We start from the raw sequence: 21,824 nt of genomic DNA on the forward strand, positions 1-21,824 counted from the left end.
CTCCCCGATGAACGCGCGCCGCATCAGGATGTCTCGACGAGACTGTCGATCCGTGCGGCGTCGAAGGCGACGTAGAGCGCGAGCGCCGACGCCGCCCCCTTCGGTTCCTCGTAACTCCATGCGGCGTTCTCGATCACGCCGTCTTCCGTCTGCAAGTCGAAGTGCACGGCCTCGCCCCTGAACGGGCAGACCGACGTGACACCGGATTTCACGAGCCGGCGCATGTTGACGTCGCGGCGCGGCAGGTAATGGGTGTCCGGCAGGCCCGTTTCGCGCACGGTCAGCGCGCCGTGCGAATCGGCGTACGTGATGCCGCGATGGATCACGCGCACGCGATGACGGTTCGGCACGATTTCGAGACGAGGGTCGGCTGCGTCGGACATCGTTTCTCCTTGGGACGACCCGGCCAGGCCGGGCTCAGGAAACGAAAAAGCCACGGCACGGGTGCCGTGGCTTTCATTATGGGCGAAACCGCAGCCGAATGCGCGACCCGGGCCGGCGCCGCGCGCGGCAGGCTACTGCGCGCTCCACTGGAACGCCGTCTTCGCGCCGCCCTTCGCGCCGACCGTGACGGCACGGGATTCCTCGTTGCCCTGGTACGACGCATGCACCGTATAGCGGCCCGGCGGCACCTTCACGAGCATGTACGGCCCGCGCGCGTCGGTCTTCAGCACCTCGTCGCCCTTGCCGTCGACGATCCGCACATGAACGTCGGCCAGGAACTCGCCGCCCTTGCCGGTGAAGCGCAGCGCCAGCGGCCATTTCGGCTCGTTGCGCTGGAACGCCGTCGATTCGTCCTGCCCGACGCCGCCGGACACGAAGGTGACGTCGCCCTGCTGGCCCGCGGCGGGCAAGCCGTCCGACTGCGCGTACGCGCCGGTCGCTCCGGCCGCGAGGCCGGCGGCCAGCGCCGCGGCGACGGCAAATCGGGACACGTTGCGTAGATATTGCATGGCTCTCTCCTTGGGGTCGGAACACACACAGGGCGCTGCGTCACGCATTCGAGCGGCGGCGGCGCCCGCCGCGGCCGGCCTGGCCGGCCGTCGGCCGTGGCCGGTCAGCTCAGGTCGACCGGCACGAAGATCTGGGCATTATCGCGCTGGATCAGCAGAGCAAGACTGTTGCCCGCGCCCTTGACCGCGTCGCGCAACTGCTCGGGGCTCGTGACCGGGCGGCCGTTGACCGCGAGGATCACATCGCCGGGCTGGATGCCCGCGTTGGCGGCCGGCCCGCCGGCCTGCTGCACGATCAGGCCGTGCGACAGGTTGTCGGCGCTGCGCTCCTGCGGCGACAGCGGACGCACCGCAACGCCCAGGCGCCCCTGCTCGACGGGCCCGCCGTCGTTCGACGCGAGCTTCGCATCGGCCATCGCGCCGAGCGTCACGCTGATCGACTTCTTCGACTTGTCGCGCCAGATCTGCAGGTCGGCCTTCGAACCCGGCTTCAGGTTCGCGATCTGCGCGGGCAGCGACGTCGAATCGGCAACCGGCGAGCCGTTGACCGACAGGATCACGTCACCCGGCTGCAGGCCGGCCTTCGCGGCCGGGCCGTTCGGATCGACCGAGCTGACGAGCGCGCCGTCCGGCTTCTGCAGTCCGAACGAGCTCGCGAGCGTCTGGTTCAGCCCCTGCACGGCGACGCCGAGGCGGCCGCGGCTCACGTGGCCCGTCTTCACGAGTTCGTCCTTCACCTTGATCGCCTCGTTGATCGGGATCGCGAACGACAGGCCCTGGAAGCCGCCCGTCTGCGAATAGATCATCGAGTTGATGCCGATCACCTCGCCCTGCAGGTTGAACAGCGGGCCGCCCGAGTTGCCGGGGTTCACCGGCACGTCGGTCTGGATGAACGGCGTGTAGTTCTCGTCCGGCAGCGCGCGCGACTTCGCGCTGATGATGCCCGACGTGACCGTGTTGTCGAAGCCGTACGGCGAGCCGATCGCGACGACCCACTGGCCGACCTTGCTCTGCGCCGGGTCACCGATCTTCACGGTCGGCAGGCCGCTCGCATCGATCTTCAGCACCGCGACGTCCGACTGCTTGTCCGAGCCGACGACCTTCGCCTTGTATTCGCGCTTGTCGGTCAGCTTGACCGTGACGACGTTCGCGCCGTCGATCACGTGCGCATTGGTGAGGATGTACCCGTCGGAGCTGATGACGAACCCGGAACCGAGGCTCGCGCTCGGCTGGTCGTCCGGTTGCGCGTCGCCGCCCATGCCCGGCACCTGGCCGTAGAAGTGCTTGAAGAACTGGTAGAACGGATCGCTCGGATCGATCGGCAGTTGCGGCTGCGGCACGCGCCGCGACACCTGCTTCACGACGTGCTTCGCGCTGATGTTCACCACCGCCGGGCCGTAAGTCTCGACGAGCCCGGAGAAATCGGGAATGCCGGTCTTGGCGGCCGCTTCGGCCGGCATCAGCGCGGCAGCCTGCGCGGGCGTGATGATTTGGGGATCGGCGCGGCGGGTGCCGGCGACATAACCGGCGGACAGGGCGGCCGCCACGGCGACCGCGACGGCGCCGCGCGCAAGGAATCGGGTGTTCATCGTAGGACCTCCTCTTTGTTAGGACGCAGCGTAACGACCCTGACTTAAAGGAGGCTTAATCAGCCTTAAGCGGGGCTTAAGCGGCCGCCGGCGCCCGCCCGGCGGCACGCGTCACGCGGATTCGGAAGGCTGCGGCGCCTCGGCCGGCATCTCGGCGTCGCGGAACACGACGCTGACGAGCAGGCCGCCCGCGGCCGCGTCGCCGAGCGACACCGTCGCCCCCTGCTGCGCCGCCACGCGCTTGACGATCGCGAGCCCGAGCCCGCTGCCCGACACATCGGTGCGCGCCCGCGCGGAGCTGTCGCGGTAGAAACGGTCGAACACGCGCTCGCGCTCGTCGGCCGGGATGCCGGGCCCGCTGTCGCCGATCTGCACGCACACGCGGCCGGCCGCGTCGCGGGTGAGCGACACGTCGATGCGGCCGCCGTCCGGCGTGTACTTCACCGCGTTGTCGAGCAGGTTGCCGAACATCACGCGCAGCGCGCCGACGTCCGCGACGACGCTCGCCGCGTGCGTCTCCTCGAAACCGAGATCGATGTCGCGCCGCTGCGCGAGCGGCGCAAGCGCAGCCACGCATTCGGCGAGCAGTGCCTGCAGGTCGACGGGTTCGCGCATCGTCGCGCCGTCGGGTTCGGCGCGTGCCAGCGCGAGCAGTTGCTCCGTGAGACGCGTCGCGCGCGACACGCCATCCTGAAGATCCGCGACCGCCTCGCGGCGCGATGCGTCGTCCTTCGCGCGGGCGACGAGTTGCGCCTGGATCTGCACGGCCGCGAGCGGCGTGCGCAGTTCGTGCGCGGCGTCGGCCACGAACGCCTTCTGCGTGTCGAGCGCGGCCGACAGCCGCGCGAGCAGCCCGTTCAGCGCCCGCACGAGCGGCTGCACCTCGAGCGGCAGGCGCGCATCGGGCAGCGGATCGAGCGCTTCCGGCCGGCGCGCCTCGACGGCGCGCGTCACGCGGCCGAGCGGCGCGAGCCCGCGCCCGACGATCACCCACACGGCCGCGCCGAGGAACGGCAGCAGCACGATCAGCGGCCACAGCGTGCGCAGCGCGACGTTCGCCGCGAGCCGGTTGCGCACCGACAGCGGCTGCGCGAGCTGCACGACGTTGTCGCCGACGATCGCCCCGTACACGCGCCATTCGCCGCGATCGGTGCGCTCGGTCGAGAAACCGAGTTCCGCGCGCGGCGCGATCGGCGCACGCGGATGCGAGAAGTACATCAGCACGCCGTTGCGGTTCCAGATCTGGATCACGATGCCTTCGTCGCCGTTGGTACGCGAGCCGAATACCTGCGAGAACGGTTCCGACGGCAGCGCCGCGGCGATTTCCTGCAACTGGTAGTCGAACAGTTCGTTCGCCTCGGCGAGCGCCTGCCGGTAGATCAGCCAGCCCGCGATGCCCACGCCCGCGACGACGATCGCGAGCAGCCAGATCAGCAATTGATGACGAATCGACCTCACGCGTCAGCTTTCCTTGACGACCATGTAGCCAAGCCCGCGCACGTTGCGGATCAGGTCGGAGCCGAGCTTCTTGCGCAGCGCGTGGATGTAGACCTCGACCGTGTTGCTGCCGATCTCCTCGCCCCAGCCGTACATCTTCTCCTCGAGCTGGCTCTTCGACAGCACCGCGCCGGGCCGCGCGAGCAGCGCCTCGAGCAGCGCGAACTCGCGCGCGGACAGCGCGACGGGCGCGCCGTCGAGCGTCACCTGGTGCGAGGCGGGATCGAGCGTCAACGCGCCGTGGCGGATCAGCGATTCGCTGCGCCCCGCCTGGCGGCGGATCAGCGCGCGCATTCGCGCGCCGAGCTCGTCGAGGTCGAACGGCTTGACGAGGTAGTCGTCGGCGCCCGCGTCGAGGCCCTTCACGCGATCGGCCACCGCATCGCGCGCGGTGACGATCAGCACCGGCAGCGCCAGCCCGCGCGCGCGCAGCGTGCGCAGCACGTCGATGCCGTCGCGCTTCGGCAGCCCGAGATCGAGCAGCAGCAGGTCGTACGTCTCGCCGCCGAGCGCCGTCAGTGCGGCGTCGCCGTCCTGCACCCAGTCGACTGCAAAGCCGTCCGAGCGCAGCGCCTTGCGCACGCCCTCGGCAATCATTCGATCATCTTCGACAAGCAGAATCCGCATCGGGACAGGCATCCATGGGGCGAGTCAAACACGCCGACCATTGTAGCGCCGCGAACCCGGCGCGCGGCACCGTGCAATGCAACAGAAAGGCGGATTGCAAGGGGGCTGTCCGGACTTGTCTCTACAATGTGCGCTTTGGCGCCGCGCGCGCCCTGCCCGAACGTCGTGCTTTCCCCGTATTCGCTCATGCCGATTTCCGATCTTTCCAACCGGTTCGCCCCCCGCGCCCGCGTCTGCCTGCGGGCGGCCGCCATCGTCGCCACCTGCACGGCCCTCGCCTTCGCGCCTGCCGCGCAGGCCCGCAAGAAATCCCACAAGGAAGCGCGCAAGACCACGGTCGTGTCGCCGGCCGCGCGCGCGGCCGGCCTGCCGGCATCCGTGCTCGTCGCGCTACAGCGCGCGAAGGTGCCGGCGTCGGCGATGAGCGTCGTCGTCGAGCGCGTCGGCGATCCGGAACCGCTGATCGCGTGGAATGCGAGCCGGCCGATGCTGCCCGCCTCGACGATGAAGCTCGTGACGACCTTCTCGGGCCTGTCGATCCTCGGCCCCGACTACCGCTGGCGCACGACCGCGTACACGGACGGCACGGTCGACCCCGACGGCACGCTGCAGGGCAACCTGTACATCAAGGGCACCGGCGATCCGAAGCTCGTACCCGAAGAGCTGATCGACCTCGTCGACAAGCTCCGCAAGGCCGGCGTCAAGCGCGTGGCCGGCGGCCTCGTGCTCGACAAGAGCTACTTCGCGGCGTCGACGCGCGATCTCCCTTCGTTCGACGACGATGCCAGCGCGCCGTACAACGTCGGCCCCGATCCGCTGCTGTACGCGTTCAAGGCCGTGTCGTTCACCGTCACGCCGGGCGACGACGGCAAGGTGGCCGTCGACGTGCTGCCGCCGCTCGCGGACCTGTCGATCGACAACCAACTGGTCGAAGGCTCGGGCTCGTGCAGCGCGGCCGCCGCGGCCGCGCGGCCGACGCTGACGGCCGGCAGCGGGATCATGACCGCTTCGTTCGCCGGCGACTACCCGCTGCGTTGCGGCGCGCACACGACCAACCTCGCGATCCTCGATCACACGACGTTCTTCGCCCGCGGCTTCCTCGCGCTGTGGCAGCAGGACGGCGGCACGATCACGGGGCCCGTGAGCGAAGGCAAGGTGCCGACCACCGCGCGGCCGCTCGCCGTGCATCACAGCCCGGTGCTCGGCAGCATCGTCTACGACATCAACAAGTTCAGCAACAACGTGATGGCGCGCAACCTGTTCCTGACGATCGGCGCGGTCGGCGGCAGGCCGCCCGCGACGCCCGAGCAGTCGAGCCGCGTGATCCAGGCGTTCCTGCAGAAGAACGGCATCGCGATGCCCGACCTCGCGCTCGAAAACGGCTCGGGCCTGTCGCGCGAAGAGCATGTGAGCGCGCTGTCGCTTGCCGCGCTGCTGCAGGCCGCGAACGCGAGCCCCGTCGCGCAGGCCTTCATCGATTCGCTGCCGATCGCGGGCATCGACGGCACGATGAAGAACCGCCTCACCAACGCCGGCGTGCTCGGCAACGCGCACATCAAGACCGGCACGCTGCGCGACGTGCGCGCGATCGCCGGCTACGTTGCCGGCGCCGACGGCCAGAGCTACATCGTCGTCAGTTTCATCAACAACGATCACGCGGAAGCCGCACGCGCCGCGCACGACACGCTGCTCGAATGGATCTACGCCGGCGCGCAATGACGATCCGCGCGCCGCGGCTTGGCGCGGCGCCGCCGGCCGCCGGCCGCCGGCCCGCGCCGGCTTGCACCGGCCACGGGGCCGCACCGCGCAGCGGGTCGCCCCCGACGGACAATCGGGGCGGCCCGCAAACGCCCCCGCGCACGGAATCCCGCCCTCCCCGGTTTGAAACGGCAGCCGCCGCCCGCGCGCGACACACCGCGCACCGATCGCCCCCACAAAACAGGGCCACACCGCCCGGCCCCGTGCCGCGCGGCTTCCGTAGAAACCCTGTCCTCAGAGGGAACCCTCTACGCTGCCCCCTCGCCTAGCGCGTGGCGATTGCGTAGGCTGTTGGCCTGACCGATATCTACAACGGGCCATACGCCCGGCCTCAAGGCTTGCAGGGGAAAGAAGGAGACACGCCCATGCGATTCGACGTCGAATTGCTTCTGCTCGCGCTGGCGCCCGTCTTCCTGCTCTGCATCGCGTGGGAGGCCTGGCACCTCGCCCGCACCCGTGCGCAGGACTCTGTCTATGCGTGGCGCGACACGCTGTGCAACGCGGCGCTCGCGCTGATGCACCAGGGCGCCGACAAGATCGCGTGGCTGTTCGTGATCCCCGTCTACGCGTATTGCTACCGGCACTACCGCCTGTTCACGTGGCACGACGGCTGGCTGTCGTTCGCGGTGCTGTTTGTCGCGCAGGATTTCCTCTACTACGTGTTCCACCGCGCGAGCCATCGCGTGCGCTGGCTGTGGGCCGCGCACGTCGTGCATCACTCGTCCGAGCGGATGAATTTCTCGACCGCGTTCCGCCAGAGCCTGATGTATCCCGTCGCGGGCATGTGGGTGTTCTGGCTGCCGCTCGCGTTCGCCGGCTTTCCGCCGCAGCAGGTCGTCGGCATCGTGCTGATCAACCTCGCGTTCCAGTTCTTCGTGCACACGCAGGCGATCGGCAAGCTCGGCTGGCTCGAATACGTGCTGAACACGCCGTCGATCCACCGTGCGCACCATGCGCGCAATCCGCGCTACATCGACCGCAATTACGCAGGCGTCCTTGTGATCTGGGATCGCCTGTTCGGGAGTTATGTCGAGGAAACACCCGACGATCCGCCGCGGTACGGGATCGTCGAGCGGCTCGGCTCGAACAACCCGCTCGTCGCGACGTTCCACGAGTGGATATCGATGGCCGGCGACGCATTGCGCGTCGACGGCTGGCGCAACAAGCTGCGCGCGATTTTCGGCCCGCCCGAATGGGCGAGCGCTTATCATGCGCAGATTGCCGAGGCCGCGAACCCCGATCCGCGCACCGTGCCGCCGGCGGCTGCGCGTAACCAATAAACCGTTTCAGCCAACGGCCGCCGCGCGGCCCGGAACCGAGCAGGCACGCGGCAGATGAGAAACACATCAGGCCATATCTACGAGGAGATCGAACGATGCAGACACAACAACACGCACCTTCCCGCACCCGGCAGCGCATGCTGCGCACCGCGCAGGTCGCGATCGCCGGCGCCGCGCTCGCGCTGCTCGCCGCATGCGGCGGCGGCGGTGACGACAACAACAACAGCGCGTCGAACACGCCGCCGTCGGGCGTGAAGATGCAGGTCGTGTCGTTCGGCGACAGCCTGTCCGACGCGGGCACCTACTCGCAGATCAAGCTCGGCTTCGGCGGCGGCCGCTTCACGACCAACCCGGGCCAGGTATGGACGCAGAACGTCGCGCAGTACTACGGCGACACGCTGCAGCCCGCGAACCAGGGCGGGTTCGGCATTCCGCTGCAGGCCACCGGCGGTCTCGGCTACGCACAGGGCGGCTCGCGCGTGACGCTGCAGCCGGGTATCGGCCATGCGGACGCGAGCGTGCCGAACGCCGACTACGCGCAGGCCACCACGACGCCGATCGCCGACCAGGTCAAGCAATACCTGTCGCAGCACGGCAGCTTCAACGCCGGCCAGATCGTGCTGGTCAACGGCGGCGCGAACGACATCTTCTACCAGGCACAGGTCGCGCAGGCGCAAGGCAACACGCCGGCCGCGCAACTCGCGGCGGCGCAGGCGATCGGCCTGGCCGCGCAGCAGCTCGGCGGCATCGTCCAGCAGATCGTCGCGGCAGGCGCGACGCACGTGTACGTGTCGAACGTGCCGGACATCGGCGGCACGCCGCTCGCGCTGCAGGGCGGCGCGCCGACGCAGGCCGCGTTCACGCAACTGTCGGGGCTGTTCAACAAGACGCTCGCCGGCACGCTGGCCGCGCTGAAGGTTGACACGACGAAGGTCGCACTGCTCGACACGTTCACGTGGCAGGACGGCATCGCGGCGAACTACAAGGCGAACGGCTTCAGCGTGTCGAACACCGACACCGCCTGCAACCTGAAGGCGATGGTCCAGGCCGCCACGCAGTACGGCGTCGCGAACGCGACCGCATTCGGCTCGTCGCTGTTCTGCTCGCCGCAGACCTACACGGTCGCGAACGCGGACCAGACCTACATGTTCGCCGACACGGTCCACCCGACGACGCACCTGCACGCGCTGTTCGCGCAGTTCGTCGAACAGCAGATCGCGAAGTCGGGCGTCGGCAAGTAAGCCGCCGGCCACGCGCCCAAACAAAAACGCCCGACCGGTTCGCCGGTCGGGCGTTTTTTTCATTCCTGAATCAACCGTCGAACGTGTCAGTCGCGCGCTTCGAACGCGGCCGCCGCACGGCCGAGACGATCGTTGACCGCGATCCATTCGACGGTCTCGGGCAGCTTCTCGACGAGGATGCGTGCGACCTGCGCGCGGTCGAGCGCGCGCAGCATCCCGTACAGGTCGCGTGCATACGCCTGCGGATCTTCCGGCGCCGCGACGAAATGCACGCCGTCGGCCTGCGCCCAGCGTCCCGCGCGCGACGCACGGGCGACGAGCGCGACACGCTCGCCGTCGGCTTGCGCGGCCGCGAGCAGCGGCTCGAGCGCATCGAACGGCAGCAGCGCGAGCGGCGTGCGCGGCGCGTAATGCGCCTTCAGCGTGCCCGACGCGCGCGGCGCGGTCGCGTCGCTGCCGTCCGGCAGCTTCGGCGCGCGGCCGAGCACGTCGGCGATCTGCTGCGGCGTCACGTGGCCCGGGCGCAGCAGCGCCGGGAAACCGCGCGACAGGTCGAGAATCGTCGATTCGATGCCGACTTCGGACGCGCCGCCGTCGAGCACGTGCACGGTGTCGCCGAATTCGTCGCGTACGTGCTGCGCGGTGGTCGGGCTCACATGGCCGAACCGGTTCGCGGACGGCGCGGCCACGCCGCCATGCCCGCCGCGCCGCGCGCTGAACGCGGCCAGCAGCGCCTGCGCGACCGGATGCGACGGGCAGCGCAGCCCGACCGAATCCTGGCCGCCGCTCACGGCGTCCGGAATGCGCGCATGACGCTTCAGGATCAGCGTCAGCGGGCCCGGCCAGAATGCATCGATCAACGCCTGCGCATCGGCCGGCAGATCGTCGGCCCAGTAACCGGGATCACCGCCCGGCGGCAGGTGCACGATCACCGGATGATTCGCCGGCCGCCCCTTCGCCGCGTAGATGCGCGCGACGGCCTCGGGATTCGCCGCGTCGGCGCCGAGCCCGTAGACGGTTTCGGTCGGAAAGGCGACGAGCTGGCCCGCGTCGAGCAACGCGGCGGCCGCGTCGATCTGCGCGGCCGTCACGGTGTTCGGGAGATCGATGGACATCGGCCGGCGCCTCAGTCGAGCGGCACGCGCAGCAGCTGCGCGCACGCGGTGGCCGCGGCAACGGCTTCGTCGCGCGTTTCGGCCGTGAAGTTCACGTGGCCCATCTTGCGGCCGACGCGCGCGTCCTCCTTGCCGTACAGATGCAGGTGCGCGGCCGGCATCGCGGCGACCGTGTCCCACGGCGGCGTGACGGCATCGGCCGTCGCGCCTACGCCGGCCGCACCGTCCGGGAACCACACGTCGCCGAGGATGTTCAGCATCGCGGCCGGCGAATGCTGGCGCGGGTTGCCGAGCGGCATGCGCGTCATCGCGCGCACCTGCTGCTCGAACTGGCTCGTTGCGCACGCATCGACCGTGTAGTGGCCGGAGTTGTGCGGGCGCGGCGCCATCTCGTTCGCGACGAACGAACCGTCTTCCAGCACGAAGAATTCAACGCACAGCACGCCGACGTAGCCGAGCGTATCGGCGATCCGCACGGCGGCCTGCTGCGCCTCTTCGACGCGCGCGGCATCGGCGGCCGGCGCGGGCACGACCGTCAGCGCGAGGATGCCGTTGTGATGCACGTTCTGCGCGAGCGGGAACGCGGCCGAGCGGCCGTCCGCGCCGCGCGCGATCAGCGCCGACACTTCGTATTTCAGCGGCAGGCGCTTCTCGAGCACGCACGGCACGCCGTTCAGCGCCGCATGCGCGTCGCGCGCTTCCTGCGCGGTGCTCACGCGCACCTGGCCCTTGCCGTCGTAGCCGAGGCGCGCCGTCTTCAGGATGCCCGGCAGCACCGCGTCGAGCGCGGCATCGTCGAGCGCGGCGAGTGCCGCCGACGATTCGATCACGACGTGCGGCGCGACGGGCACGCCCGACGCCTCGATGAAGCGCTTCTCCGCGATCCGGTCCTGTGCGACCGCAACGCAGCGGCCGGCCGGCGCGACGAACGTCGTGCGCGCGAGGAAATCGAGGCTTGCGGCCGGCACGTTCTCGAACTCCGTCGACACCGCGTCGCACAGGTCGGCCAGTTCGGCGAGCGCGGCTTCGTCGTCGTACGCCGCGCGCAGGTGGCGGTCGGCGACCGCGCCGGCGGGGCTCGTCGGATCGGGATCGAGCACGGCGACGCGATAGCCCATCGACTGGGCGGCAAAGCAGAACATGCGGCCGAGCTGGCCACCGCCGACCATGCCCAGCCACGCGCCGGGCAGGATCGGGGAAACGGAATCAGGAGTTGCGGTCATGTCAGTGGTCGGTCGCGGCGGAACGCGAAAATGCCCGCCGCAGTGGGAAAATCCGGCGCCGGCCGCGTCGTGCGGCCGCGCGCCATGCCGTCATTCCAGCGGCGGCAGCACCATCGCGTGCGCGGCTTCGTTCTGGCGCACGCGGAACGCGGCGAGCCGGTTCGCGTAGTCGGTCGACGTGCCGGACAGGATCGACACCGCGAACAGCGCGGCATTCGCGGCGCCGGCCTCGCCGATCGCGAACGTCGCGACGGGCACGCCCTTCGGCATCTGCACGATCGAGTGCAGCGAATCGACACCCTTTAGGTACTTGCTCGCGACCGGCACGCCGAGCACCGGCACCGTGGTTTTCGCGGCCAGCATGCCGGGCAGGTGCGCTGCGCCGCCGGCGCCCGCGATGATCGCGCGCAGCCCGCGCTCGCGCGCCTTCTCCGCATAGTCGAACATCTCGTCGGGCATCCGGTGCGCGGACACGACCTTCGCCTCGTACGGCACGCCGAATTCCTGCAGGATGGCGACCGCGTGCTTCATCACGTCCCAGTCGGAACTCGAACCCATCAGCACGCCGACGAGCGGCGCGCTGTGCGTGTGGGCAGTCTGGATTTCGCTCATGTCGTATGTACCTCGATCAGGCAAGCGCCTGGCCGGTGATGCGCTCGAGCGCTTCCTGGTACTTCGCGGCCGTCTTCTCGACGACGTCGGCCGGCAGCGCCGGCGCCGGCGCCGTCTTGCCCCACGGCTGCGCCTCGAGCCAGTCGCGCACGAACTGCTTGTCGAACGACGGCGGGTTGGTGCCGACCTCGTACTGGTCGGCCGGCCAGAAGCGCGACGAATCGGCGGTCAGCACTTCGTCCATCAGGTACAGCTTGCCGTGGTTGTCGAGGCCGAATTCGAACTTCGTGTCGGCGATGATGATGCCGCGCGTCGCCGCGTAGTCGGCCGCTTCCTTGTACAGCTTGATCGAGATGTCGCGAATGGTGGCGGCCAGCTCGGTGCCGATGCGGCGCTCGGTTTCCTCGAACGTGATGTTCTCGTCGTGCTCGCCCATCTCGGCCTTCGCGGCCGGCGTGAAGATCGGCTCGGGCAGCTTCTGCGCGTTCTGCAGGCCTTCCGGCAGCTGCACGCCGCACACGGCGCCCGACGCCTGGTATTCCTTCCAGCCGCTGCCGGCCAGGTAGCCGCGCACGACCGCTTCGATCATGATCGGCTCGAGGCGCTTGACGACCACGCCGCGGCCCTTCACCTGCTCGACCTCGTCGGCCGCGACGACCGCTTCCGGCGCGTCGCCCGTCAGGTGGTTCGGCACGATGTGCGCGAGCTTGTCGAACCAGAAGTTCGCCATCTGGTTCAGCACGCGGCCCTTGTTCGGAATCGGCTCGCCCATCACCACGTCGAATGCCGACAGGCGGTCGGTCGTGACGATCAGGAGCTTGTCGTTGCCGACCGCGTAGTTATCGCGGACCTTGCCGCGACCGAGGAGCGGCAGCGAGCGGAGCGTGGATTCGTAAAGGGTAGACATCGTCTTTTCGCAGATAAGGAGCCAAACAAAAAGGGAAACGCCGTTCCCCGCGGCAGGCGGGAACGGCGGTCTTGCAATACGTCGGCGAACCGGCGGGCGACGGCGCCCGGCGGTTGCCGGCCGGCCCTTGTTCGGCCGGACGGAGCGGCTACCGGGGCCGGATCGGATCCGGCAACCGGGCGGCCAGCCCTTGCCCGGCGGCAGTACCGGGCGGGGGCAATCGTACTACAGTCTCAGCGCACGACCTGCGCGAGCGCGCCGGACTTGTACTGCTCGGCGATCTTGTCGAGCGACAGCGGCTTGATCTTGCCGGCCTGGCCTTCGCAGCCGAACGCGAGGTAGCGGTCGACGCAGACCTGCTTCGCCGCTTCGCGCGCGGGCTTCAGGTAGTCGCGCGGATCGAACTTGCCCGGGTTCTCGAACAGGTAGCGGCGGATCGCGCCGGTGATCGCGAGACGCAGGTCGGTGTCGATGTTGATCTTGCGCACGCCGTGCTTGATGCCTTCCTGGATTTCCTCGACCGGCACGCCGTAGGTTTCCTTCATGTCGCCGCCGAATTCGCGGATCTCGGCCAGCAGTTCCTGCGGCACCGACGACGAACCGTGCATCACGAGGTGGGTGTTCGGAATGCGCGCGTGGATTTCCTTGATGCGCTGGATCGACAGGATGTCGCCCGTCGGCTTCTTCGAGAACTTGTACGCGCCGTGCGACGTGCCGATCGCGATCGCGAGCGCATCGCACTGCGTGAGCTTCACGAAATCGGCGGCCTGCTCCGGATCGGTCAGCAGCTGCTCGCGGGTCATCGTGCCTTCCGCGCCGTGGCCGTCTTCCTTGTCGCCCTTCATCGTCTCGAGCGAGCCGAGCACGCCGAGTTCGGCTTCGACCGTCACGCCGATCGAGTGCGCCATCTCGACGACCTTGCGCGACACGTCGACGTTGTACTCGTACGACGCGACCGTCTTGCCGTCGGCTTCCAGCGAACCGTCCATCATCACGCTGGTGAAGCCGCTGCGGATCGCGGCCGTGCAGACTGCCGGCGACTGGCCGTGATCCTGGTGCATCACGACCGGGATGTGCGGGTACGATTCGACCGCCGCTTCGATCAGGTGGCGCAGGAACGGCTCGCCCGCATACTTACGCGCGCCGGCCGATGCCTGCATGATCACGGGCGCGCCGACCTGGTCCGCCGCCGCCATGATCGCCTGGACCTGCTCCAGGTTGTTCACGTTGAAGGCCGGCAGGCCGTAACCGTGCTCTGCCGCGTGGTCCAGCAATTGACGCATTGATACGAGAGGCATTGTGGAACTCCTTGGAATGAAAACCGGTGCGCCCTGACGCCGGCGCGGCGCTCGCTCCCGTTCGAACCGGGGCGGCGCGGCGCGGCTGAGCGTCGAATAGCCGCATTTTATCGCGAAGCGCCTCCGATTCCGACCGCCCGGTGGCGCCGACTCGCAATTTGTTACGTTCGCACGGCACAATGCGGGCAAAAAAGAGAAAAAAAGCCGCGTGGGGCTTCGGACCCCACGCGGCTTTCGCGTATAAAACGGTGCCGGATCGATTTTTCAGCCGATCCGGCCGGCCGGCGCACTGGCCGGCGCGGTGCTCAGTCGGCGCTCAATAGTGCTCGCCGACCCGCACGATCTTCAGCGTGTTGGTGCCGCCCGCCTGCCCCATCGGCTCGCCGACGGTCAGCACGACCATGTCGCCGTGCTGCACGTAGCCTTGCTTGACGACGATCTCGAGCGCCGCCTGCAGCGCCGAGTCGCGGTCGCTGTTGAAGTCGACGTGCAGCGGCGTCACGTTGCGGTACAGCGCCATCGTGCGCTCGCTGCCGACGCGCGGCGTCAGCGCGAAGATCGGCACGTGCGTGTAGTGACGCGACATCCACAACGCGGTCGCGCCCGATTCGGTCAGCGCGATGATCGCCTTCGCGCCGAGGTGGTACGCGGTGAACAGCGCGCCCATCGCGATCGACTGGTCGATCCGCGTGAACGTGCGGTCGAGGAAATCCTTGTCGAGCTCGACCTCTTCGGACTTCTCCGCCTCGACGCACACGGCCGCCATCGTCTCGATCGTGACGACCGGGTACTTGCCCGCGGCCGTCTCGGCCGACAGCATCACCGCGTCGGTGCCGTCGAGCACCGCGTTCGCGACGTCCGACACTTCCGCGCGGGTCGGCACGGGCGCGTGGATCATCGACTCCATCATCTGCGTCGCGGTGATCACGAGCTTGTTCGACTCGCGCGCCATCCGGATCATGCGCTTCTGCAACGCCGGCACGGCCGCGTTGCCCACTTCCACCGCGAGGTCGCCGCGCGCGACCATGATGCCGTCGGACGCGTCGAGAATGCTCTGCAGCGCCGGAATCGCTTCCGCGCGCTCGATCTTCGCGATCATCTTCGGCTTGATGCCGTACGGCGCGCCCGCGATGTTCGCGAGCTGGCGCGCCATTTCCATATCGGTCGCGTTCTTCGGGAACGACACCGCCACCAGGTCCGCGCCAAGCGACATCGCGGTGCGGATGTCTTCCATGTCCTTCGCGGTCAGCGCCGGGGCCGACAGGCCGCCGCCCTGGCGATTGATGCCCTTGTTGTTCGACAGCTCGCCGCCCACCTTGACGATCGTGTGGATCTCGTCGCCGAGCACGCGCTCGACGGTCAGCACGATCAGGCCGTCGTTCAGCAGCAGCAGGTCGCCCGGCTTCAGGTCGCGCGGCAGTTCCTTGTAGTCGAGCCCGACGCGCTCGTCGTTGCCGAGCTCGCAACCGGCATCGAGGATGAAGGGCTGCCCCGGCGTCAGCGTCGTCTTGCCGTTCTCGAACTTGCCGACGCGGATCTTCGGGCCCTGGAGGTCGGCCATGATCGCGATCTCGCGGCCGACCTTGCGGGCGGCCTCGCGCACCATCTCGGCGCGCTGGCGGTGATCGTCGGCCGTGCCGTGCGAAAAATTGAGCCGCACGACGTCGAGGCCCGCCTGCATCATCTGCAGCAGAATCTCCGGCGAACTGGAAGCCGGGCCGATCGTGGCGACTATCTTGGTGGCGCGCTGCATGAAACTCCTCATCTGGATCAAGGTGGATGCGCTGGGTGAAACGCTGCGAGAGCCGGAAGCGGCGGGCCCAGCGGCGGCCGTTCCGGGGGGCGTGCCGGTGCTTGCGCCCGGCATCGCTTTGTTCTGAATCTCGTGGTGCTGCTCGGCCGCGTCGCCGGCGGCCGCCGGTGCGCGCGGGGCGGTGTTCGCCCGCGCGGGCGCGCGTTTGCGCTTGCCCGCGCCGGCCGTCTGCTCCGCTTTCGCGGAGCGCGCGGCCTTCATCACCCCTGCGCGCGCCGCCACGCTCAGGCCGCCCGCGTTTCGAGCACTTCCACCGCCGGCAGCTTCTTCCCCTCGAGGAACTCGAGGAAGGCGCCGCCGCCCGTCGAGATGTAGCTGACCTGGTCGTGGATGCCGTACTTCGCGATGGCCGCGAGCGTGTCGCCGCCGCCCGCGATCGAGAACGCGGACGATTTGGCGATCGCTTCCGCGAGCGTCTTGGTGCCGTTGCCGAACTGGTCGAACTCGAACACGCCGACCGGGCCGTTCCACACGATCGTGCCGGCCTTCTCGAGCTGGCTCGCGAGCGCCTTGGCCGTATCGGGGCCGATGTCGAGGATCATGTCGTCCGCTTCGATGTCGGCGACCTGCTTCACCGTGGCCACGGCCGTCGGCGAGAATTCCTTGGCCGTCACGACGTCGGTCGGGATCGGCACCGACGCGCCGCGCTCGCGCGCTTCGTCGATGATCGCCTTCGCCTCGGCGACGAGGTCGGCTTCCGCGAGCGACTTGCCGATCGACAGGCCGGCCGCGAGCATGAACGTGTTCGCGATGCCGCCGCCGACGATCAGCTGGTCGACCTTGCCGGCCAGCGACTTCAGGATGGTGAGCTTGGTCGACACCTTCGAGCCGGCGACGATCGCCACCAGCGGGCGGGCCGGGTTGCCGAGCGCCTTGCCGAGCGCGTCGAGTTCGGCGGCCAGCAGCGGGCCCGCGCACGCGACCGGCGCGTACTTCGCGATCCCGTGGGTGGTCGCTTCCGCGCGGTGCGCAGTGCCGAACGCGTCGTTCACGTACACGTCGCAGAGCTTCGCCATCTTCTGCGCGAGCTCGTCCGAATTCTTCTTCTCGCCCTTGTTCACGCGGCAGTTCTCGAGCAGCACGACCTGCCCCGGCGCGACGTTCACGCCGTTCTCGACCCAGTTCGAGACGAGCGGCACGTCACGGCCGAGCAGCTCGGCGAGGCGCTTCGCGACCGGCGCGAGCGAATCTTCCGGCTTGAATTCGCCTTCGGTCGGGCGGCCCAGGTGCGACGTGACCATCACGGCCGCGCCGGCGTCGAGCGCGGCCTGGATGGCCGGCACGGACGCGCGCACGCGCGTGTCCTCGGTGATGTTGCCCTGGTCGTCCTGCGGGACGTTCAGGTCGGCGCGGATGAATACCCGCTTGCCGGCGAGCTGGCCGGCGGCGATCAGGTCGGTAAGACGCTTGACTTGGCTCATGTTGAACAGATTGAAGTAGTGGATGGGGAAAGGGGGTTCACGCTGGACGTGCGCGGGCTGCCGCGAAAGGGCGCCGGATGCGGCCGTGGCTGGCGGTTCGCATGACGCGCACGGGTAAAAAATCTCGAACGGGCATTCTAGCCGATCCACCTGGCAGACTGACCCGTGCGGCGGCGAATTCCGCCTATTTGGGATCGCGCGCGGGAACGGACACATTGCCGCAACGCAGCAATGCACCTGCGCGAGCGGCCGGTGCCCGGCGGGCCTGAACGGCGGCTCATCAGAAGATCAGGCGCAGCGCGGTGAACACGAGCATCCCGACGACGATCGTGCCGAGCATGCTGCGGCGCCACAAAAACCAGCCGAGGCCGGCGAGCGACGCATAAAACGGATGGTTGGACAGCGCGAACGACAGCCCGGCCGGCGTTTCGAGCACGTCGGGCAGCACGACGGCGACGAGCGCGGCGGCCGGCGCGTAGCGCAGCGCCCGCTGCGCGCGTTCGGGCAGCACGGTGCGCTCGCCGCCGATCAGGAACAGCGCACGCGTGACCGCCGTGACGATCGTCATCCCGATGATGACGATCCAGATCTCCGTCGCGCTCATTCGATCTCCTTCTCATGCACGGTTTCGGTGCGGATGCGCCGCCAGTCGGCCCGTTCGACGAAGAAGTCGGCCGTGCAGCCGGCCGCGAGCGCGGCGAGCACCGCGAGCGGCAGCGCGAGCCGGTACGGCAGGTCGAACGCGACCAGCGACACGATGCCCGCGACCGCGACGGCCGCGAGCGTCGACCGGTTTGCGACCGCCGACACCATGATCGGGATCAGCGCGAGCGTGCCGGCCAGCTCCAGCCCCCAGCTCGCGGGGAAGAAGCTCGCGAGCAGGATGCCGGCGAGCGACGACACCTGCCACGACAGCCAGCTCGCGAGCGCCATCCCCCAGAAATACGCTTCCTTGCCGGGCACGCGACCGTAGGCGAAGCCCTGTTTCTGGAACAGCAGGTAGATCACGTCGCCGTTGAAATAGCCGATCGCCAGGCGCCGCCACAGCGGCAGGTAGGAGAAATGGGGCGCAAGCCCGGCGCTGAAGATCACGAAGCGCGTGTTGACCATCGCGGCCGTGAGCAGGATGGTCCAGATCGGCAGCTTCGCCGCGAGGAGCGGCAGCACCGCGAGCTGCGACGAGCCCGCGTAGACCAGCAGCGACATCGCGCTCGCCTGCGCGAGTGTCATGACCGACTTGCTCATCGCGATGCCGGTGACGAGCCCCCACGAGAGAATCGCCATCAGCGTCGGGGAATAGTCGCGCGCGCCCTGGATCAGCGCGAAGCGGTCGGTGGCGGACAATCGAGCGAGCATGGGAAGCGGGCCGCGGCGGGCGGTTCGTCGGGCCGCCGGCGCCTCCTGCCGGTACGACCCGTCGTTATTGGAATCGGTACCGGGCGATTATAGCGCCGGCCCCGTGCCGACCGACCGGATCGCCGGCAAATGACGCTAAAATAAGCGTCTTTCCGGCTCAACGCTGCATACAACCCGCTGTACAACTGCTTCCCAGGAGAATCCTATGTCAATGGCCGACCGCGACGGCAAGATCTGGATGGACGGCAAGCTGATCGACTGGCGCGACGCCAAGATCCACGTCCTGACCCATACGCTGCACTACGGCATGGGTGTCTTCGAGGGCGTGCGCGCGTACAAGTCGGCTGACGGCAGCACCGCGATCTTCCGCCTGTACGAGCACACGAAACGTCTGCTGAATTCGGCGAAGATCTTCCAGATGGACGTGCCGTTCGACCGGGAAACGCTCGAAGCCGCGCAGCTGGAAGTCGTGCGCGAGAACAAGCTCGAGTCGTGCTACCTGCGCCCGATCATCTGGGTCGGCTCGGAAAAGCTCGGCGTGGCCGCGAAGGGCAACACGATCCACGTCGCGATCGCCGCATGGCCGTGGGGCGCGTACCTCGGCGAGGAAGGCCTCGCGAAGGGCATCCGCGTGAAGACGTCGTCGTTCACGCGCCACCACGTGAACGTGTCGATGGTCCGCGCGAAGGCCTCGGGCTGGTACGTGAACTCGATCCTGGCGAACCAGGAAGCAACGGCCGACGGCTACGACGAGGCGCTGCTGCTCGACGTCGACGGCTACGTGTCGGAAGGCTCCGGCGAAAACTTCTTCCTGGTGAACAACGGCAAGCTGTACACGCCCGACCTGTCGTCGTGCCTCGACGGCATCACGCGCGACACGGTCATCACGCTCGCGAAGGACGCCGGCATCGAGGTGATCGAGAAGCGCATCACGCGCGACGAGGTCTACACGGCCGACGAGGCGTTCTTCACCGGCACGGCCGCCGAAGTCACGCCGATCCGCGAGCTCGACAACCGCACGATCGGCAGCGGCGCGCGCGGCCCGGTCACGGAAAAGCTCCAGTCGGCGTTTTTCGATATCGTGTCGGGCAAGAACGCGAAGTACGCGCACTGGCTGACGAAGGTCTGAGCGCGCCGCGCCACCGACCGCCCCACAAAAGAGTGATAAGAGAAAGTCTCATGAGTGAAATCAAGGAAATGCCGCTGGTCGAGCTGACGGCCAAGGATCTTCCCGCGTACTGCCCGAACCCGGCCATGGCGCGCTGGAGCGCGCACCCGCGCGTCTTCATCGACGTCTCGCACGGCGAAGCACGCTGCCCGTACTGCGGCACGCGCTACAAGCTGCGCGACGGCGAGGTCGTCAAGGGCCACTGAGCCCCGGCGGCCGGGCCTGCAGGCTTGCAGGCCCGCCGACCCAAGGCGGCGCAGCCGGGCTTCCGGCGCGCCGCCGTTCTCCATTCTGGCAACCCGAACGCGGCGCCTGGGCGCCGCGCTTCATCAAGACATCGGAAGTCGACCTGATGCGTCGAGCGCTGGTTATCGCACCGAACTGGATCGGTGACGCATTGATGGCGCAGCCGCTTTTTGCGCTGCTGAAAAAGCTCCATCCCCGCATCGCGATCGATGCCGTCGCACCCTCGTGGGTCGCGCCCGTGCTCGAGCGGATGCCCGAGATCCACGATGTCTACGCGACCGATCTCGCGCACGGCAAGCTGCAGCTGCTGCGCCGCTGGCAGCTCGCGAGCGACCTGCGCGACGTCGGCTACGACGCGGCGTACGTACTGCCGAATTCGCTGAAATCCGCGGTGATCCCGTGGCTCGCGAACATCCCGCTGCGGATCGGCTACACGGGCGAGCACCGCTACGGGCTGCTGAACGTGCGGCACGCGAACCCGACCAAGTCGGGCGAGCGGCCGCCGATGACGACCCACTACGCGGCGCTCGCGTACGCGCCGGGCGCGAAGCTGCCCGAGTCGATGAAGACGCTGCCCGCGCCGCGCCTCGACGCGGATCTGAACGAGACGGCGCGCGTGTCCGCGCGCTTCAACCTCGACACCCGCAAGCCGCTCGTCGTGTTCTGCCCCGGCGCGGAATACGGCCCGGCCAAGCGCTGGCCGCCCGAGCACTTCGCGTCGCTCGCCACCATCGTCCACCAGTCGTTCCCGTACACGCAGATCGTCGCGCTCGGCTCGCAGAAGGACGCCGCGGCCGCGCAGGCGATCGCCGACCACGCGCCGAACGTGCGCAACCTGTGCGGGCAGACGTCGCTGTCGGAGGCATGCGCGCTGATCGCGCGCGCGAACGCGGTGGTCACCAACGATTCGGGGCTGATGCACGTCGCCGCCGCGCTGCGCCGGCCGCTCGTCGCGCTGTACGGCTCGACGGATCCGCGCCACACCCCTCCGCTGTCGGACCTGGCGAAGGTACAATGGCTCCATCTCGAATGCAGTCCCTGCTTCGAACGCGAGTGCCCGCTCGGCCACCTGAAGTGCCTGCGCGAACTCGGTCCCGAGCAGGTATTCGGCGATTTGCGCGGCATGCTCGTCGGGCAACGCTGACCCTGGCCGGCAGCGTCGCACGACGCGCCGGGCAATCCGATTCACCGGTGTACGGCGGCTCCATCCGGGCCGCCGTGCTGAATACGGCGCGCGACGCGCGCGAGAGATAACCCCGATGCCACGTTTTGCCCGCCTCTTCGAAGCCGCCGCCGATACGCTGAACGCTTACTACCAGGCCGTCGCCGATGCCAATCTCGACGCGCTGCTGGGTTTGTGGATCGACGAGGATTTCGCCAGCTGCGTATGGGCGGACGGCGAGCATCTGCATGGCCTCGACCAGATCCGCAGCGGGCTCGCCAACCGGCTCGCCACGCGCCCCGTGACGATCGAGCCGCTCGACATCCGTGTGTACGACAGCCTCGGCACGGTCGTCTATACGATCGCCGAAGCGCATCAGCAGGCCGACCTGACGGCCGAACCCGACATGGTTTTCGCCACGTACGTGATGATTCACGAGCGCGGCGAGTGGCGCATCGCGCATATTCACGCGAGCCCGATTCCCGAACAGGCGGCCGGACAATTCGCCGCGAAGATCCGTCACGGGCAGGGTCCGCTGCACTGACGAAGAACGAAGCA

The 21,824-nt window shown here is 68.8% G+C and carries 23 protein-coding genes; 8 read left to right on the forward strand and 15 right to left on the reverse strand.

The genetic code is table 11. The features are described 5' to 3' along the window. Positions 1-23: 23 nt before the first annotated feature. From APZ15_RS00970 to APZ15_RS41650, 6 genes are all read right to left on the reverse strand, one after another. A complete protein-coding gene (locus APZ15_RS00970) occupies positions 24-383 on the reverse strand; it encodes a DUF427 domain-containing protein (RefSeq protein WP_027789235.1) in 360 nt (119 codons plus the stop codon). A gap of 132 nt (positions 384-515) precedes the next feature. Then, complete coding sequence (locus APZ15_RS00975; RefSeq protein ID WP_027789234.1) at positions 516-953, reverse strand: carboxypeptidase-like regulatory domain-containing protein; 438 nt, start codon at positions 951-953, stop codon at positions 516-518. 104 nt (positions 954-1,057) lie between these two features. Continuing rightward, positions 1,058-2,542 carry a DegQ family serine endoprotease gene (locus APZ15_RS00980; RefSeq protein ID WP_011353057.1) on the reverse strand — a complete coding sequence of 495 codons (1,485 nt, stop codon included), beginning with the start codon at positions 2,540-2,542 and terminating at the stop codon, positions 1,058-1,060. 111 nt (positions 2,543-2,653) lie between these two features. Next, positions 2,654-4,000, reverse strand: coding sequence for an ATP-binding protein (locus APZ15_RS00985; protein WP_027789233.1), 1,347 nt, complete (start codon positions 3,998-4,000; stop codon positions 2,654-2,656). A 3-nt stretch (positions 4,001-4,003) separates the two neighbouring features. Beyond that, positions 4,004-4,666, reverse strand: coding sequence for a response regulator (locus APZ15_RS00990; protein ID WP_021164091.1), 663 nt, complete (start codon positions 4,664-4,666; stop codon positions 4,004-4,006). After that, positions 4,633-4,854: a hypothetical protein gene (locus APZ15_RS41650; protein WP_162175317.1), complete on the reverse strand. Its 222-nt coding sequence runs from the start codon at positions 4,852-4,854 to the stop codon at positions 4,633-4,635. The genes APZ15_RS00990 and APZ15_RS41650 overlap by 34 nt, the downstream gene beginning before the upstream one ends. On the opposite strand from APZ15_RS41650, the gene dacB reads away from it, so the two are divergent. From dacB to APZ15_RS01005, 3 genes are all read left to right on the forward strand, one after another. Then, positions 4,853-6,385, forward strand: coding sequence for a D-alanyl-D-alanine carboxypeptidase/D-alanyl-D-alanine endopeptidase (gene dacB, locus APZ15_RS00995; protein WP_027789232.1), 1,533 nt, complete (start codon positions 4,853-4,855; stop codon positions 6,383-6,385). The two genes, APZ15_RS41650 and dacB, sit on opposite strands and share 2 nt — an antisense overlap. Positions 6,386-6,789: 404 nt before the next feature. Beyond that, on the forward strand, positions 6,790-7,704 hold the full coding sequence (locus APZ15_RS01000) for a sterol desaturase family protein (protein ID WP_027789231.1): 915 nt from the start codon (positions 6,790-6,792) through the stop codon (positions 7,702-7,704). Between the two features lie 95 nt (positions 7,705-7,799). After that, a complete protein-coding gene (locus tag APZ15_RS01005; protein ID WP_027789230.1) occupies positions 7,800-8,945 on the forward strand; it encodes an SGNH/GDSL hydrolase family protein in 1,146 nt (381 codons plus the stop codon). Positions 8,946-9,031: 86 nt separating this feature from the next. On the opposite strand, the gene APZ15_RS01010 is transcribed toward APZ15_RS01005, so the two are convergent. The 6 genes from APZ15_RS01010 to pyk form a co-directional block, all read right to left on the reverse strand. After that, on the reverse strand, positions 9,032-10,060 hold the full coding sequence (locus APZ15_RS01010) for an L-threonylcarbamoyladenylate synthase (RefSeq protein ID WP_027789229.1): 1,029 nt from the start codon (positions 10,058-10,060) through the stop codon (positions 9,032-9,034). Positions 10,061-10,071: 11 nt separating this feature from the next. Then, a complete protein-coding gene (locus tag APZ15_RS01015; protein WP_027789228.1) occupies positions 10,072-11,283 on the reverse strand; it encodes a 5-(carboxyamino)imidazole ribonucleotide synthase in 1,212 nt (403 codons plus the stop codon). A gap of 90 nt (positions 11,284-11,373) precedes the next feature. Next, positions 11,374-11,895, reverse strand: coding sequence for a 5-(carboxyamino)imidazole ribonucleotide mutase (purE, locus tag APZ15_RS01020; protein ID WP_021164114.1), 522 nt, complete (start codon positions 11,893-11,895; stop codon positions 11,374-11,376). A 16-nt stretch (positions 11,896-11,911) separates the two neighbouring features. Then, positions 11,912-12,802, reverse strand: a complete 891-nt coding sequence (locus tag APZ15_RS01025; RefSeq protein WP_021164115.1) for a phosphoribosylaminoimidazolesuccinocarboxamide synthase — start codon at positions 12,800-12,802, stop codon at positions 11,912-11,914. Positions 12,803-13,035: 233 nt separating this feature from the next. Beyond that, positions 13,036-14,100: a class II fructose-bisphosphate aldolase gene (gene fba, locus APZ15_RS01030; protein WP_027789227.1), complete on the reverse strand. Its 1,065-nt coding sequence runs from the start codon at positions 14,098-14,100 to the stop codon at positions 13,036-13,038. A gap of 316 nt (positions 14,101-14,416) precedes the next feature. Further along, positions 14,417-15,853: a pyruvate kinase gene (gene pyk, locus APZ15_RS01035; RefSeq protein ID WP_021164117.1), complete on the reverse strand. Its 1,437-nt coding sequence runs from the start codon at positions 15,851-15,853 to the stop codon at positions 14,417-14,419. Here pyk and APZ15_RS42495 point away from each other — a divergent pair. After that, positions 15,852-15,980 carry a hypothetical protein gene (locus tag APZ15_RS42495; RefSeq protein WP_021164118.1) on the forward strand — a complete coding sequence of 43 codons (129 nt, stop codon included), beginning with the start codon at positions 15,852-15,854 and terminating at the stop codon, positions 15,978-15,980. The two genes, pyk and APZ15_RS42495, sit on opposite strands and share 2 nt — an antisense overlap. Positions 15,981-16,137: 157 nt before the next feature. Here the strand turns inward: APZ15_RS42495 and APZ15_RS01040 are convergent, their stop codons facing one another. From APZ15_RS01040 to APZ15_RS01050, 3 genes are all read right to left on the reverse strand, one after another. Further along, on the reverse strand, positions 16,138-17,334 hold the full coding sequence (locus APZ15_RS01040; RefSeq protein WP_027789226.1) for a phosphoglycerate kinase: 1,197 nt from the start codon (positions 17,332-17,334) through the stop codon (positions 16,138-16,140). A gap of 280 nt (positions 17,335-17,614) precedes the next feature. Then, a complete protein-coding gene (locus tag APZ15_RS01045) occupies positions 17,615-17,938 on the reverse strand; it encodes an AzlD domain-containing protein (protein WP_027789225.1) in 324 nt (107 codons plus the stop codon). Then, positions 17,935-18,690 (reverse strand): AzlC family ABC transporter permease, encoded by a 756-nt coding sequence (locus tag APZ15_RS01050; RefSeq protein ID WP_027789224.1) that lies wholly within the window; start codon positions 18,688-18,690, stop codon positions 17,935-17,937. The genes APZ15_RS01045 and APZ15_RS01050 overlap by 4 nt, the downstream gene beginning before the upstream one ends. A 205-nt stretch (positions 18,691-18,895) precedes the next feature. Here APZ15_RS01050 and APZ15_RS01055 point away from each other — a divergent pair, with 205 nt between their 5' ends. From APZ15_RS01055 to APZ15_RS01070, 4 genes are all read left to right on the forward strand, one after another. Next, positions 18,896-19,819 (forward strand): branched-chain amino acid transaminase, encoded by a 924-nt coding sequence (locus APZ15_RS01055; RefSeq protein ID WP_011353071.1) that lies wholly within the window; start codon positions 18,896-18,898, stop codon positions 19,817-19,819. Positions 19,820-19,869: 50 nt separating this feature from the next. Next, positions 19,870-20,064 carry a zinc-finger domain-containing protein gene (locus tag APZ15_RS01060; protein WP_006749970.1) on the forward strand — a complete coding sequence of 65 codons (195 nt, stop codon included), beginning with the start codon at positions 19,870-19,872 and terminating at the stop codon, positions 20,062-20,064. A gap of 146 nt (positions 20,065-20,210) precedes the next feature. Continuing rightward, the gene (gene waaF / locus APZ15_RS01065; RefSeq protein ID WP_027785312.1) at positions 20,211-21,248 is read left to right on the forward strand and encodes a lipopolysaccharide heptosyltransferase II; all 1,038 of its coding nucleotides are present in this window, start codon (positions 20,211-20,213) and stop codon (positions 21,246-21,248) included. 115 nt (positions 21,249-21,363) lie between these two features. Then, positions 21,364-21,810 (forward strand): nuclear transport factor 2 family protein, encoded by a 447-nt coding sequence (locus tag APZ15_RS01070; protein ID WP_006749968.1) that lies wholly within the window; start codon positions 21,364-21,366, stop codon positions 21,808-21,810. The last annotated feature ends 14 nt before the right edge of the window (positions 21,811-21,824 follow it).

It is taken from the genome of Burkholderia cepacia ATCC 25416, from assembly GCF_001411495.1.
Taxonomy (GTDB): Bacteria; Pseudomonadota; Gammaproteobacteria; order Burkholderiales; family Burkholderiaceae; genus Burkholderia; species Burkholderia cepacia.